We start from the raw sequence: 12,588 nt of genomic DNA, 5'->3' as shown, positions 1-12,588 counted from the left end.
CGGGCCGGGACATGGCGTTCGCGGCCACGATGGAGATGGTGGAACGGGACGATGCGCTGGCCGGCCGCGGGCGGCCGGGCAGCGGCGCCCGTCCCGCCGCCATCGCGGGCGCGCTGTTCCTGCATGCCGCGGCCGGCGCCGCCATCATGCTGGCGCCGGCCGCGCGCGGCCCCGAGGCCCCTGCCAGCATGCCCTCGGTCGAACTCGTCCTGGCCCTTGGCGACGGCGCGGTGGCGCCGGAGCCCGCCGCCCCCTCCTCCGACGTCGCCTCCCCCGACGCCACCTCCCCGGCCGAGGCCGCGGCCGACCCTGTCCCGCCGCCACCCGCCACAGCTGCCCCCCTGCCCGAGCCCGCGCCCGCGGAACCCCCGACGCCCGTCGCGGCGTCCCCCCTGCCCGATCCCGCCCCCGCGGAACCCCCGACGCCCGTCGCGGCGTCCCCCCTGCCCGATCCCGCCCCCGCGGAGCCCCCGCGCCGTACCCGCGCCGCCGAGGCCGCCCCGGCGCCACGCCCCGCCGCCCCGCCGCGCCGCCCCGCGCGTGACGGCGCCGCGGGGCCCGCCACCGCCGCGCGGGGCGAAGGCGAGGCCCCCCTGCCCGCGCGCGCCCCGGCCGCGGAGGCCCCTTCCGTGGCGCCCGGCCCGCCGCTGATCACCGCGCCCCGCTTCCGCCGCCCGCCCAGCCCGCCCGCCTATCCCGCGCGCGCCATCGAACTCGACCTCGCCGGCACCGTCGTCGTGCGCGCGCTGCTCGACCCCAGCGGCGATCCGACGGAGACGCTCGTCCTGCGCTCCTCGGGCCACGCCATCCTCGATTCGGCGGCACTCGCCGCCGTGCGGCGCTGGGCCTTCGAACCCGCCTCCCGCGATGGCCAGCGCATCGCGGCCTGGGTCGAGGTCCCCGTCCATTTCCGCCTGCGGTGACCCCGCCTGCCTTCACCCCGCCTGCCTTCACAAGGAGACCAGCCATGACCGAACTCGCCGAACGGTACCGGGACCTGCAGCGATCCACGCCGCATCTGCGCGCGCGGGACGCCGCGCTCCGCCTCGGCACCACCGAGGCCGCGCTGGTCGCCAGCGGCGCGACGGGCGCCGCCACGCCGCTGCGGCCCGACTGGGCCGGCCTGATCGGCGCCCTGCCGCGCGCGGGTGAGGTGATGGCCCTGACCCGCAACGACCACGCGGTGCATGAACGCCACGGCACCTACACCGATGTCTCCTCCGGCCCTGGCCACATCATGGTGCTCGGCCCGGATATCGACCTGCGGCTCTTCCCGCAGCGCTGGGCGCATGCCTATGCGCTGGGCGGCGACCGTCCCTCGATCCAGGTCTTCGACCGGGACGGCCTGGCCATGCACAAGGTCTTCGCCACCAGCGCCACCGACCACGCCGGATGGCAGGGCATCATGGCCGATTTCGCCCTGGCGGAGGCACCCCTGCCGCCCGAGGCCGCGACCGCGCCCGAGCCGCCGGAAGCGGAGCGGGAGGTGGATGCGGCGGCGCTGCGCCAGGCCTGGCTCGGCCTGCGCGACACGCATGATTTCTTCCCCATGCTGCGCCAGCACCGCGCGACGCGCCGCCAGGCCTTCCGCCTGGCGGGGGATGACCTGGCGCTGCGGCTCGACCCCGGCGCCGGCGCCGCGGCGCTGCGCCTGGCGGCGGAGCGGGAGGTGCCGGTGATGGTCTTCGTCGGCAATCGCGGCGCCATCCAGATCCACACCGGCACCGTCAGCACGCTGCGCGACGTGCATGGCTGGTTCAACGTGCTGGACCCCCGCTTCAACCTGCATCTGCGCGAAGCCGGCGTCGCCGCCGCTTGGCGCGTGGTGAAGCCGACCGAGGATGGCGTCGTCACCTCCATCGAGCTGCTGGATGCGGCCGGGGAGGTCGTCGCCCTGCTCTTCGGCGCGCGCAAGCCGGGCAAGCCGGAACTCGAATCCTGGCGCGGCCTGGTGGCCGATATCGCGGACCACCACGCGGCCGCGGCGGGGGTGGCGGCGTGATCGCGCGGCGCCTCCTGCTGGCCGGCGCGGCGGCCGGGCTCGCCGCCCATCCCGCCGCCGCCATGCCGGCGCGGCTGGTCAGCGTCGGCGGCGGCGTGACGGAGACGGTCTTCGCCCTCGGCGCCGGATCGCGCGTCATCGCCGTGGACAGCACGAGCCGCTTCCCGCTGGCGGCCGCGGGGCTGCCGCAGGTGGGCTACCTGCGCTCGCTCGCGCCGGAAGGGCTCATCGGCCTGTCGCCCGACCTGCTGCTGATCTCGGGCGATGCGGGCCCGCCGCAGGCGCTGGCCGTGCTGCGCGCCGCCGGCGCCCCGGTCACCATCGTGCCGGAGGAAGCGAGCCTGGCGGGCGTGACGCGCAAGATCGCCAGCATCGCCGGGGCGCTCGGCGTGGACGGCACGGCGCTGTCGCGGGGGCTGGAAGCCGATTGGCGCGCCCTCGATGCCCCCATCGCCGCCCTGGCGCGGCCGCGCGCGCTCTTCGTGCTCTCCACCGCGCGCGGCGCGCCGCTGGTCTCCGGCCGCGACACGCATGCCCATGCCATGCTGCGCGCGGCCGGCGCCACCAACGTCATCGATTCCTTCGCCGGCTACCGTCCCCTCTCGGCGGAAATGGCGGCGGCGCTGGCGCCGGATGTCATCGTGATGATGGACCATGCGCTGGCCGAGGCGGGCGGGCCGGAGGCGCTGTTCCGCATCCCCGCGCTGGCCGTGACCCCGGCCGCCGCCGCGCGCCGCGCCGTCGCGATGGATGGCGCCTACATGCTGAATTTCGGGCCGCGCGCGGCCCATGCGCGGCATGACCTGGCGAAGCTGCTGCATCCCGCGGCCAGCCTGCCGGCGCCGCCGCCGCGCCCCTGGGCATGAGCACCTCCCTCGCCATGCCCTTGCCGCGCGCCCCGCGCCTGGCGCTGCTGCCGCTCGGGCTGATGGTGCTGGCGGCGGCGATGGCCGCCGGCCTGCTGCTGGGCCCCGCGCGGGTCGGCCCGGCGGGCTTCCTGGCGGTGCTGGCGGATCTCCTCGGCCTGGCGCCGCTGCCGGCGGAATTCGCGCGGGATGCCGCGGTGCTCGGCGTCATCCGCGCGCCGCGCGTGCTGCTGGCGGCGCTGGTCGGCGGCGGGCTCGGCGTGGCCGGGGCGGCGATGCAGGGCCTGTTCCGCAACCCGCTGGCGGATCCGGCGCTGATCGGCGTCTCGGGCGGCGCGGCGCTGTTCGCGGTGGCGGCCATCGTGCTGGGCGGGACGCTGTTCGGCGCCGCGGCCGGCACGCTCGGCCTCTGGCTGCTGCCGGTCGCGGCCTTCCTCGGCGGCCTGTCCGCCACGCTGCTGATGGCGCGGCTCGGCAGCGTGAACGGCGTGGCCTCGGTGGCCACGCTGCTGCTGGCGGGCGTCGCCGTGAACGCCCTGGCCGGGGCGCTGACGGGCATGCTGATCTTCATGGCGGATGACCGCCAGGTGCGGGACATCACCTTCTGGACGCTGGGCAGCCTGGCCGGCGCGCGCTGGGTGCAGCTGCCGGTCATCGCCATCCTGGTCGGCCTGCCGGCGCTGGCGCTCTGCGCCCTCGCCCGCCCGCTGAACGCGCTGCTGCTGGGGGAGGCGGAGGCCTTCCACCTCGGCATCCCCGTGGAATCCGTCAAGCGCATCGCCGTCATCCTCGCCGCCATCGCCGTCGCGGCCGGCGTCGCCTTCACCGGGCTGATCGGCTTCGTCGGCCTGGTGGTCCCGCATCTCGTCCGGCTCGCCTTCGGGTCCGACCACCGGATCGTCCTGCCCGGCGCGGCGCTGCTGGGCGCGGCGCTGCTGGTGCTGGCGGACCTCGCCGCCCGCAGCCTGGCCGCGCCGGCGGAACTGCCGGTGGGCGTCGTCACCGCGCTGCTGGGCGCGCCCTTCTTCCTGTGGCTGCTGCGCCGCCGCGCGACCGGGGCCGCGCCGTGATCGAGGCCCGTGCCCTGACGCTGGCGGCCGGGCCGCGCCGGCTGCTGGATGACGTGACGCTCGCCCTGCGGCCCGGCGAGGTGCTGGCCGTCATCGGCCCCAACGGCGCCGGCAAGTCGACGCTGCTGCGCGCCCTGAGCGGCGAGTTGCGCCCGCGCGACGGAGAGGTCGCGATGCTCGGCCGCGCGCTGCGGGACTGGCCGCCGGCCGCGATGGCGCGCTGCCGGGCCGTGGTCAGCCAGCAGGCCGGCCTCGCCTTCCCGATGCGGGTGGCGGAGGTCGTGGCCCTCGGCCGCCTGCCCTGGGCCGGCACGGCCGAGGCCGCCCGCGACCGGGAAGCGGTATCCGCCGCGATGGCCATGGCGGGCGTCGCGCCGCTCGCCACCCAGGCCTATGCCACGCTGTCCGGGGGCGAACGCCAGCGCGTGCAGGTCGCCCGCGCGCTCGCGCAGCTCGATGGCGCGGCGCGCCCGGCCGCGCTGCTGCTGGACGAACCGACGGCGAGCCTCGATGTCCGGCATGCCGCGGCGCTGCTTGCCGTGCTGCGCCGGCTGGCCGGCGAGGGCCTGGCCGTGCTGGTCGTGCTGCACGACCTGAACGAGGCCGCCTTCGTCGCCGATCGCGTCGCCGTCATGCAGGCGGCGCGCTGCGTCGCCCTGGGCCCGCCGCGGCAGGTCCTGCGGCCGGATTTCCTCGAACAGGTCTATGGGCTTGGCTTCCACGACCGCGACGGGGCGCTGGTGCCCGCCTTCGGCTGAAGGCGGGCGCCCCGGGCCGCGCGGAGGCTTGCGCGACGGGCCGGATTTCTGCAGCGTTCCGGCCCAAGAATGTCACGCCCGGCAGCCAAGCCGGACGATTGCAGGGAAGACGCCATGCGCCGCCGGACCGACACCACCCCGCTGCCGACCAGGCTGGCGGCAACCCCTTGCGCCCCCCTCCTCGCCGCCCTCCTGCTCGCCGTCCCCTCCCTGGCCGCGGCGCAACCCCGCGCCGCCGTGCCGGCCAGCTTCGAGGGCGATTGCGCCAGCCTCCTCGCCACGCTGTCCGGCCTGCCCGGCACCACCATCACCGCCGCCACCACCATCCCCGCCGGCGCCGTCATGGCCGGGGGGCGCCAGGTGGATGGCCGGCATGTCGGCGGCGAAGCGGTGGCGGCGCATTGCCGCGTCCTCGGCACCGTCAACGAACGGACCAGCCCCGTGGATGGCCGCGCCTACGGCATCGATTTCGAGATGCGCCTGCCGCTGCGCTGGAACGGGCGCTTCTTCCACCAGGGCAATGGCGGGCTGGATGGCAGCGTGCTGCCGGCGCTGGCGGAATTCGGCGGCGGGCCCGTGACCGGCGGCCTGCACCAGGGCTTCGCGGTGCTGAGTTCCAACGCCGGCAACCGCGACCGCGGGGAGGCGAATTTCGGCGCCGACCCGCAGGCCCGGCTGGACTACGGCTACCAGGCCGTGGGCAGCCTGACGCCGGTGGCGCGGGAGATCATCCGCCGCGTCTATGGCAAGCTGCCCGACCGTTCCTATTTCGGCGGCTGCTCCAATGGCGGGCGCCACGCGCTGGTCGCGGCCACGCGCTACGCGGCGTGGTATGACGGCATCCTGGCCGGCGCGCCGGCCTTCACCCTGCCCATGTCCTCGGTCGCCCAGCTCTGGGGCGCGCAGCGCTACCTCAGCGTGGCCACCGATCCCGCCAATCTCGGCACCGCCTTCACCCCGGCGGAGCGTCGGACGGTGGCGCGCGCGATCCTGAACCGCTGCGATGCGCTGGACGGCGCGGCGGATGGCATCGTGCAGGACACCGCGCGCTGCCAGGCCGCCTTCGACCTGCGGCGGGACGTGCCGAGCTGCACCGGCGCCCGCGACGGCAGCTGCCTGACCGAGGCGCAGAAGGATGTGGTCGCCTCCATCTATGCCGGCCCGGCGCTGGCGGATGGCCGGCGCGTCTATTCCAGCTTCCCCTACGACCCCGGCCTTTCCGCCGCGAACTGGGCGCTGTGGGAATTCACCCTGCCGGAAGCCCGCAGCACCTTCTCCGTCGGCATGATCTTCAAGGCGCCGCCGGAGAGCATGACGGAGTTCGACCGCCGCGGCTTCGCGACGCGGCCGCTGGAGACGCTGGCCAGCTACCCCACCAGCACCACGCCGCTCTACCCCGTCGCGGCGATGAGCTTCATGAACCCGGTCAACCCGACCGACCTTTCCGCGCTGCGCGACCGCGGCGGCCGCATCCTGCTGTATCACGGCGTGTCGGATGCCGTGTTCTCCGTGAACACCTCCATCAACTGGTTCCGGGACCTCGATGCCGCGCAGGGCGGCCGCGCGGCGGAATTCGCCCGCGTCTTCCCGGTGCCGGGGATGGCGCATTGCTCCGCCGGGCCGGCGACGGACCAGTTCGACGCCATCACGCCGCTGGTGCGCTGGGTGGAGGAAGGCATCGCCCCCGACCGCATCGTCGCCAGCGCGCGCGGGCCGGGCACGGGCGGGGCGCTGAACGCGGAACTGCCGGCCGACTGGGCGCCCAACCGCACCCGGCCGCTCTGCCCCTATCCGCAGGTCGCGCGCTTCGTCGAAGGCGGCAACCTGGAGGATGCCGGCAGCTTCGCCTGCCGGTAGGCGCCCCGCCAGGCGCCGGGCCGGCTCACTCCTCCATGCGGTAGCGCCGCAGCGCCGCCGGGTCAGGCCGCAGGCCCCAGCCGGGGCCCTGCGGCAGGGCGAGGTGCCCATCCGCGGCCAGGGCCGCATCCGGGAACAGCACCGCCCAGTCGGCGATGCCCTTGGTGGGCCATTCCAGCAGCCAGGCATTCGGCAGCGCCGCCAGCGCATGCGCATGCGCCACCACGTTCAGCAGCGTGGTGTAGGAATGGCTGCACAGCCGCGGCGCCAGCGGCGCGGCCTGCAGCGCCGCCAGGATGCCGCAGCGCGTGACATCGGGCTGGAGGATATCGACCACCGGCGCCACCCGCAGCAGCCCCGCCACCGAACACTCCCCCTCGCCCGAGGCGATCGGCACCGGGCTCGCCGCGCGCAGCCGCGCCTGGGCGGCGATCTCGTCGCGCGGCAGCGGTTCCTCGATCCAGGCCAGGTCGAAGCGCCGGAAGGCCTCCGCCCGCGCCAGCGCCGTCGCCTCGTCGAAGGCCTGGGCGGCATCCACCATCAGCAGCGCGCCCGGCGCGGCCGCCTCGCGCGCCGCCTCGAGGAAGGCGAGGTCGCCGGCCAGCGAGGCACCGAAGGGCGGCCAGCCGATCTTGTGCGCGCGGAAGCCCGCCGCACGCTCCGCGGCGATGCGGGCATGGGTTTCCGCGGGCGTCGGCGGCACCTTGGCGCTGGCATAGCAGGGCAGCGCCGCCCGCGGGTTCTCGCCCAGCAGCCGCGCGACGGGCAGCCCCGCGCGCCGCGCCGCGATGTCCCACAGCGCGAGTTCCGCCGCGGCGATGGCCTGCATCACCACGCCGTCCCGGCCGATCCATTGCGTGCCGCGTTCCATCAGGCGGCGCAGCCGGGCCACGTCATCCACGGGCTGCCCGAGCAGGATGTGGCGCAGCCCCTGGGCGGTGGCGTGGGTGTGCGGGGCCTCGATGGCGGCGCGGGTCAGCCAGGGGCTGCCATGCGCCTCGCCCCAGCCCTCCGTGCCGTCCTCCGTCACGATGCGCAGCAGGCAGCACTCCTCCCGCCTGCCGCCGGGCAGCGGCGGCGGCAGGCGCAGCGGATGGGGCTCGACGGCGGTGATGCGGCTCATGCGGCCGGGACTACAGCGCCGGGCCGAGGGGTGGTCAACAACGCGGCGCTTGCCTTGGCCGCCGCGGCTTCGGCAGGATGTTGCAGCGCACTCGTCGGGTTGCGCATGCCGCCGAGGCTCTTCCACGGGGAACCACCGCATGATCCGCCTCACGCGCCGTGCCGCCGGCATCGCGCTCGCCGCCCTGGCCGCGCCGGCGGCGCTGGCCCAGGCACCGGGCCTGCTGCGCATCGTGGTGCCCTTCCCGCCCGGGGGCTCGGCGGACCTGCAGGCGCGGCTGCTCGGCGGCATGGTCGCCGAACGGCTCGGTGACGCCGGTGGTGGAGAACAAGCCGGGCGGCGGCACCGTCGTCGCGACGCAGGAGGTGGCGCGCGCGCCGGCCACGCCGCCCCCCCTGCTGATGGTGTCCAACAGCTTCACCATCAACCCGTCCCTGCATGCCAGCCTGCCCTACGACATCTTCCGCGACTTCCGCCCCGTGGCCCTGGCCGCCGCCATCCCGCATGTGCTGGTCGTCAGCCCCGCGATACCCGCGCGGACGGTGGCGGAGTTCCTGGCGCTGGCCCGCGCCAGGCCCGGCGAGTTCCACTTCGCCACCCCCGGCATCGGCACCTCCAACCACCTGAACACGGAGCTTTTCGCCCGGCGGTCGGGCGCGAGCTTCACCCACGTCCCCTATCGCGGCTTCGCGCAGTGGTTCCCGGACCTGCTGGCCAACCGCGTCCAGTTCGTCATCGGCACCGTCACGGAACTCATCGGCCCGGCGCGGGACGGCCAGGTGCGCATCCTGGCCGTGGCGCAGGATGCGCGCCTGCCCAGCCTGCCGGACGTGCCCGCGCTGGGGGAGGATGGCGGCCCCGCCGTCGCCTCCAGCTCCTGGTTCGGCTTCGTCGCCCCGGCCAGCGTGCCCGCCGCCACGCGCGACAGGCTGGAAGCCGCGATGCTCGATTCGCTGCGCGTGCCGGAAGCGGTGCGCCGGCTGCAGGAGATGCAGATCATGCCCGCCCCGCGCGGCGGCGACGCCTTCGCCGCCTTCCTGCGGGAGGAACATGCGAACTACGCGGAGGCGATCCGCATCAGCGGCGCGCGGGTGGATTGAGGCGCGCCGCTACAGCGTGAACAGCCGCCCATGCTGCGGCATGGCGTCCGCGATCCCTTCCCGGCGCAGCGCCCGCCAGTAGAGCACGGGGTTGGAGGCGAGGACGGGCGTGCCGAGTTCCGCCTCCATCTCCCGCGCCAGGGCGCGGAAGGCCGCGTTGGTGCCGACCTGGATGATCGCCTCCACCTCCGGCCCCGCCAGGTCCCGCACGGCCTGCACGATGCGCTCCCGCGGCACCCGCGCGATGGCGGCGGGGCCCGGCGCCCTCAGGCTGACCAGGCGCACCACCTCATGCCCCGCATCCTCGAACAGCGCGCGGGCCGCGGCATCGCCCACCGGCATGAAGGGCGTCAGCAGCGAAAGCCTGATCCGCCGGCCGAACATCGCATCCAGCGCGGCCAGGATGGCGCTGGTATAGTCCGTCACGCCGCAGCCCATGCGCGCGGCGCAATCGGCCACGAGCTTCTGCCCGGCCGCGCCGCCACCGACGAAATTCTCCGCCATCACCCCCAGCACGACATGGCCGGGGGAAGCCGGGACCAGCGTGTCCAGCGCCGCGTTCAGCCCCGCCACCATGGAGGCGCGGACAGCCAGCGTATCGGCATCGCTGCTCACCGCGCGGTCGGGATTCGGGATGCGCGCATGCGCGTTGATGACGCCGTCCGGGCGCAGCGCCTCCATCTCCGGCTGGACGGTGATGTTGGTGGCGGGCGCCACCACGCCCATGAGAAGCCGAGGCCGTTCTTCCTGCATGGGGCGAGGATAGGTCACTCCCCCTGCCGATGGAACGGGCCCGCGCGATGGACGCGGGCCGCGACGCGGGTTATATCCGCCGGCATATAGCGAAACGAGAGCCCCCCATGCTGCGCCGCCTCGTCCTCGCCGCCGCCGCGCTCGCCCTGGTGCCCGCCGCGCGCGCGCAGGAACCGCTGACGATCTTCGCCGCCGCGAGCCTGACGGACGCGCTGCGCGATCTCGCCCAGCAATGGCAGGCGCGCGGCAACCCGGCGCCGCGGCTTTCCTTCGCCGCCTCCTCCGCCCTCGCCCGGCAGATCGAGCAGGGCGCGCCGGCCGATCTGTTCATGAGCGCCGACGAGCCCTGGATGGACTACCTGCAGGCGCGCAACCTGATCGTGGACGCGACGCGCCTCTCGCCGCTCGGCAATGCCCTGGTGCTGGTCGGGCCCGCGGCCTCCACCGCCCGCGCCACCCTGGCGCGCGGCACGGACCTCGCGGCCAGCCTCGGCCCGCGCGACCGCATCGCCACCGGCGATCCCGCCCATGTCCCCGCCGGCCGCTACGCCCAGGCGGCGCTCGCCTGGCTCGGTCAGTGGGAGGCGATCGCCCCGCGCCTGGCGCGCGCCGACAATGTCCGCGCCGCCCTGCTGCTGGTGGAACGCGGCGAGGCCCCCTTCGGCATCGTCTATGAGACCGATGCGCGCGCCAGCCCGGGCGTGCGCATCGTCGCCACCTTCCCGGCCGAAAGCCACCCGCCCATCACCTACCCCTTCGCCATCACGCGGCGCGGGGACGGCAAGGCGGCCGCCCGCGCCTTCCTCGGCTTCGTCACCTCGGCGGAAGCCGCGGCCACCTGGCAGCGCTTCGGCTTCGCGCTGGCCCGCTGACCGCGCGTGCTCGGCCTCGCCCCCGAGGAATGGACCGCCGTCCGGCTGAGCCTCGAGGTCGCCTCGCGCTCCGTCCTCGTCTCCATCCTGCCCGCCATCGGCGTCGCCTGGCTGCTGGCGCGCGGGCGCTTCCCGGGGCGGATGCTGCTGGACGCGCTGGTGCACCTGCCGCTGGTGGTGCCGCCGGTCGTCGTCGGCTGGGGGCTGCTGATGCTGTTCGGCATCCAGGGCCCGATCGGCGCGCCGCTGCATGAATGGTTCGGCGTGCGGCTGGTCTTCACCACGGAAGGCGCGGCGCTGGCCACCGCGGTGATGTCCTTCCCGCTGATCGTGCGCGCCGTGCGGCTGGGGCTGGAGCATGTCGATCCCGGGCTGGAAGCCGCGGCGCGCACGCTGGGCGCCGGGCCCATCGACCGCTTCGTCACGGTCACGCTGCCGCTGATGTCGCCCGGCATCCTGGCCGGCGCCGTCACCGCCTTCGCCGCCGGGCTCGGCGAATTCGGCGCCGTCATCACCTTCGCCTCCAACATCCCGGGCGAGACGCAGACCCTGCCGCTCGCGATCTATGCCGCCACGCAGACCCCGGGCGGGGAGGCGATCGCCGCGCGGCTCGCCTTCGTCTCCTTCGCCCTGGCCGTCGGCGGGCTGCTGCTGGCGGAGGTGATCGCCCGGCGCATGGGGCGCTGGCTCGGCAGGCCCGGGCCATGATCGGCATCGCGCTCCGCCACCGCTTCGGCAGGGATGGCTTCGTCCTCGATGCCGCCTTCGATGCGCCGGCGGCGGGCGTCACCGCGCTGTTCGGCCCCTCCGGCTGCGGCAAGAGCACGATCCTCGCCGCCGTCGCCGGCCTGCTGCGGCCGGATGCGGGGCGCGTCGCGGTCGGCGATGCCGTGCTGCTGGACACCGACCGGCGGCTCGTCGTGCCGCCGGAACGCCGGCGCTGCGGCGTGGTGTTCCAGGATGCGCGGCTCTTCCCGCACCTGCCCGTGGAGGCGAATCTCCGCTACGGCCTGCGGCGCGCGCCGCCGGGCGCGGAAGGCCCGGGCTTCGAGGAGGTGGTGGCGCTGCTCGGCATCGGCCACCTGCTGGCGCGCCGCCCCACGGGGCTGTCGGGCGGGGAGAAGCAGCGCGTCGCGCTGGGCCGCGCGCTGCTGTCCCGCCCGCGCCTGCTGCTGATGGACGAACCGCTGGCCGCGCTGGATGCCGCGCGGCGGGCGGAGGTGCTGCCCTTCCTCGCCCGGCTGCGGGATGCCGCGGGGCTGCCCATCCTCTACGTCACCCATGCGCTGGAGGAGGTGGACGCCCTGGCCGACCACCTGGTGCTGCTGGAGGAAGGGCGCGTCGTCGCCACCGGCGCGGTGGAGGCGCTGTCCGCCCGCACCGACCTGCCGCAGCTCGCCGCGCGGCGCGATGCCGGCGTGCTGGTCCCCTGCACGGTGCTGCGCGCGGCCGATGGCCTGGTCACGCTGGGCTTCGCGGGCGGGGAATTGCTGGCCACCGCGCGGCCCGGGCCGCCCGGCACGCGGCTGCGCGTGCGCCTGCGGGCGCGCGACGTCGCCATCGCCACGGAGGAACCGCGCGGCCTGTCCACGCGCAACATCCTGCCCGCGACCATCGCCGCCATCACGGAGGATGGCGAGCCGGGGGAGGTCTTCCTCCGCCTCGCGGTCGGGCCGACGACGCTGCTGGCGCGCGTCACGCGCGACAGCCTGGCGCGGCTCGGCCTCCGCCCGGGCCTGCCGGTCTGGGCGCTGATCAAGGCCGTGACCTTCGACCACCGCGCGACCGCGCCACTGGCCCCGCCGCGATGACGCAGCCCGCCCCGCCCCGCCCCGCCGCCGGCGCGCTCAGCCTGCGGATCGACCTGCCCGGCGGCCGGATCGGGCCGGGGAAGATCGCGCTGCTGGAAGCGATCGACCGCGAGGGCTCGATCTCCGCCGCCGGCCGCGCGCTGGGCATGAGCTACAAGCGCGCCTGGGACCTGGTGGATGCGCTCAACCGGCTGCTCGGCACGCCGGTGGTGGCGGCGAATCCCGGCGGCTATCGCGGCGGCGGCGCGGTGCTGACCGATGCCGGGCGCGGCCTGGTCGCCGACTACCGCGCCATCGAACGCGCCGCCGCGCGCGCCGCGGCGCCGCGGCTCGGCGCCCTGCTGAAGCGCATGTCGCCGGCGGCGGGGTGAACCCG

General features: G+C 75.9%; 13 protein-coding genes. 11 read left to right on the top strand and 2 right to left on the bottom strand.

Going from position 1 to position 12,588, the window contains the following annotated elements:
* Positions 1-11: 11 nt before the first annotated feature.
* The 6 genes from JJI54_RS32605 to JJI54_RS06830 all read left to right on the top strand — a co-directional run bounded on the left by JJI54_RS32605 (position 12) and on the right by JJI54_RS06830 (position 6,553).
* Positions 12-923 carry an energy transducer TonB gene (locus JJI54_RS32605; RefSeq protein WP_203072066.1) on the top strand — a complete coding sequence of 304 codons (912 nt, stop codon included), beginning with the start codon at positions 12-14 and terminating at the stop codon, positions 921-923.
* 44 nt (positions 924-967) lie between these two features.
* Complete coding sequence (locus JJI54_RS06850) at positions 968-2,002, top strand: hemin-degrading factor (RefSeq protein ID WP_203072065.1); 1,035 nt, start codon at positions 968-970, stop codon at positions 2,000-2,002.
* On the top strand, positions 1,999-2,868 hold the full coding sequence (locus tag JJI54_RS06845) for a heme/hemin ABC transporter substrate-binding protein (protein ID WP_203072063.1): 870 nt from the start codon (positions 1,999-2,001) through the stop codon (positions 2,866-2,868). Before JJI54_RS06850 ends, JJI54_RS06845 begins: the two co-directional genes overlap by 4 nt.
* Entirely contained in the window at positions 2,865-3,938 is a 1,074-nt protein-coding gene (locus JJI54_RS06840) for a FecCD family ABC transporter permease (protein ID WP_203072061.1), read from the top strand. Before JJI54_RS06845 ends, JJI54_RS06840 begins: the two co-directional genes overlap by 4 nt.
* Positions 3,935-4,696, top strand: a complete 762-nt coding sequence (locus tag JJI54_RS06835; protein WP_203072060.1) for a heme ABC transporter ATP-binding protein — start codon at positions 3,935-3,937, stop codon at positions 4,694-4,696. The genes JJI54_RS06840 and JJI54_RS06835 overlap by 4 nt, the downstream gene beginning before the upstream one ends.
* 114 nt (positions 4,697-4,810) lie before the next feature.
* On the top strand, positions 4,811-6,553 hold the full coding sequence (locus JJI54_RS06830; protein ID WP_203072059.1) for a tannase/feruloyl esterase family alpha/beta hydrolase: 1,743 nt from the start codon (positions 4,811-4,813) through the stop codon (positions 6,551-6,553).
* Between the two features lie 25 nt (positions 6,554-6,578).
* Here the strand turns inward: JJI54_RS06830 and JJI54_RS06825 are convergent, their stop codons facing one another.
* The gene (locus tag JJI54_RS06825; RefSeq protein WP_203072057.1) at positions 6,579-7,676 is read right to left on the bottom strand and encodes a mandelate racemase/muconate lactonizing enzyme family protein; all 1,098 of its coding nucleotides are present in this window, start codon (positions 7,674-7,676) and stop codon (positions 6,579-6,581) included.
* A 308-nt stretch (positions 7,677-7,984) separates the two neighbouring features.
* Between JJI54_RS06825 and JJI54_RS06820 the strand changes: the two genes are divergently transcribed.
* Positions 7,985-8,776, top strand: coding sequence for a Bug family tripartite tricarboxylate transporter substrate binding protein (locus JJI54_RS06820; RefSeq protein ID WP_203072056.1), 792 nt, complete (start codon positions 7,985-7,987; stop codon positions 8,774-8,776).
* A 9-nt stretch (positions 8,777-8,785) separates the two neighbouring features.
* Here the strand turns inward: JJI54_RS06820 and JJI54_RS32935 are convergent, their stop codons facing one another.
* A complete protein-coding gene (locus JJI54_RS32935; RefSeq protein ID WP_203072055.1) occupies positions 8,786-9,547 on the bottom strand; it encodes a maleate cis-trans isomerase family protein in 762 nt (253 codons plus the stop codon).
* An 89-nt stretch (positions 9,548-9,636) separates the two neighbouring features.
* Here JJI54_RS32935 and modA point away from each other — a divergent pair, with 89 nt between their 5' ends.
* From modA to JJI54_RS06795, 4 genes are read left to right on the top strand one after another with little or no spacing between them, the layout of a single operon-like run.
* The gene (gene modA / locus JJI54_RS06810; protein WP_203072054.1) at positions 9,637-10,401 is read left to right on the top strand and encodes a molybdate ABC transporter substrate-binding protein; all 765 of its coding nucleotides are present in this window, start codon (positions 9,637-9,639) and stop codon (positions 10,399-10,401) included.
* 6 nt (positions 10,402-10,407) lie between these two features.
* The gene (gene modB, locus JJI54_RS06805) at positions 10,408-11,109 is read left to right on the top strand and encodes a molybdate ABC transporter permease subunit (RefSeq protein ID WP_203072053.1); all 702 of its coding nucleotides are present in this window, start codon (positions 10,408-10,410) and stop codon (positions 11,107-11,109) included.
* Complete coding sequence (gene modC / locus JJI54_RS06800; protein ID WP_203072052.1) at positions 11,106-12,212, top strand: molybdenum ABC transporter ATP-binding protein; 1,107 nt, start codon at positions 11,106-11,108, stop codon at positions 12,210-12,212. The genes modB and modC overlap by 4 nt, the downstream gene beginning before the upstream one ends.
* Positions 12,209-12,583 (top strand): winged helix-turn-helix domain-containing protein, encoded by a 375-nt coding sequence (locus JJI54_RS06795; protein WP_203072051.1) that lies wholly within the window; start codon positions 12,209-12,211, stop codon positions 12,581-12,583. Before modC ends, JJI54_RS06795 begins: the two co-directional genes overlap by 4 nt.
* Positions 12,584-12,588: the final 5 nt, after the last annotated feature.

Source organism: Falsiroseomonas ponticola (genome assembly GCF_016805305.1).
GTDB lineage: Bacteria > Pseudomonadota > Alphaproteobacteria > Acetobacterales > Acetobacteraceae > Falsiroseomonas > Falsiroseomonas ponticola.
The sequence above is the reverse complement of the archived record's forward strand: the minus strand, read 5'-3'. Positions and strand labels throughout refer to the sequence as shown.

What these genes read in the sequence shown, in the direction of transcription:
- modA (WP_203072054.1), top strand. Translation starts at nt 9,637, where the DNA reads ATGCTGCGCCGCCTCGTCCTCGCCGCCGCCGCGCTCGCCCTGGTGCCC.
- JJI54_RS32605 (WP_203072066.1), top strand. Translation starts at nt 12, where the DNA reads ATGGCGTTCGCGGCCACGATGGAGATGGTGGAACGGGACGATGCGCTG.
- JJI54_RS06825 (WP_203072057.1), bottom strand. Translation starts at nt 7,676, where the DNA reads ATGAGCCGCATCACCGCCGTCGAGCCCCATCCGCTGCGCCTGCCGCCG.
- JJI54_RS06830 (WP_203072059.1), top strand. Translation starts at nt 4,811, where the DNA reads ATGCGCCGCCGGACCGACACCACCCCGCTGCCGACCAGGCTGGCGGCA.
- JJI54_RS06840 (WP_203072061.1), top strand. Translation starts at nt 2,865, where the DNA reads ATGAGCACCTCCCTCGCCATGCCCTTGCCGCGCGCCCCGCGCCTGGCG.
- JJI54_RS06850 (WP_203072065.1), top strand. Translation starts at nt 968, where the DNA reads ATGACCGAACTCGCCGAACGGTACCGGGACCTGCAGCGATCCACGCCG.
- modC (WP_203072052.1), top strand. Translation starts at nt 11,106, where the DNA reads ATGATCGGCATCGCGCTCCGCCACCGCTTCGGCAGGGATGGCTTCGTC.
- JJI54_RS06795 (WP_203072051.1), top strand. Translation starts at nt 12,209, where the DNA reads ATGACGCAGCCCGCCCCGCCCCGCCCCGCCGCCGGCGCGCTCAGCCTG.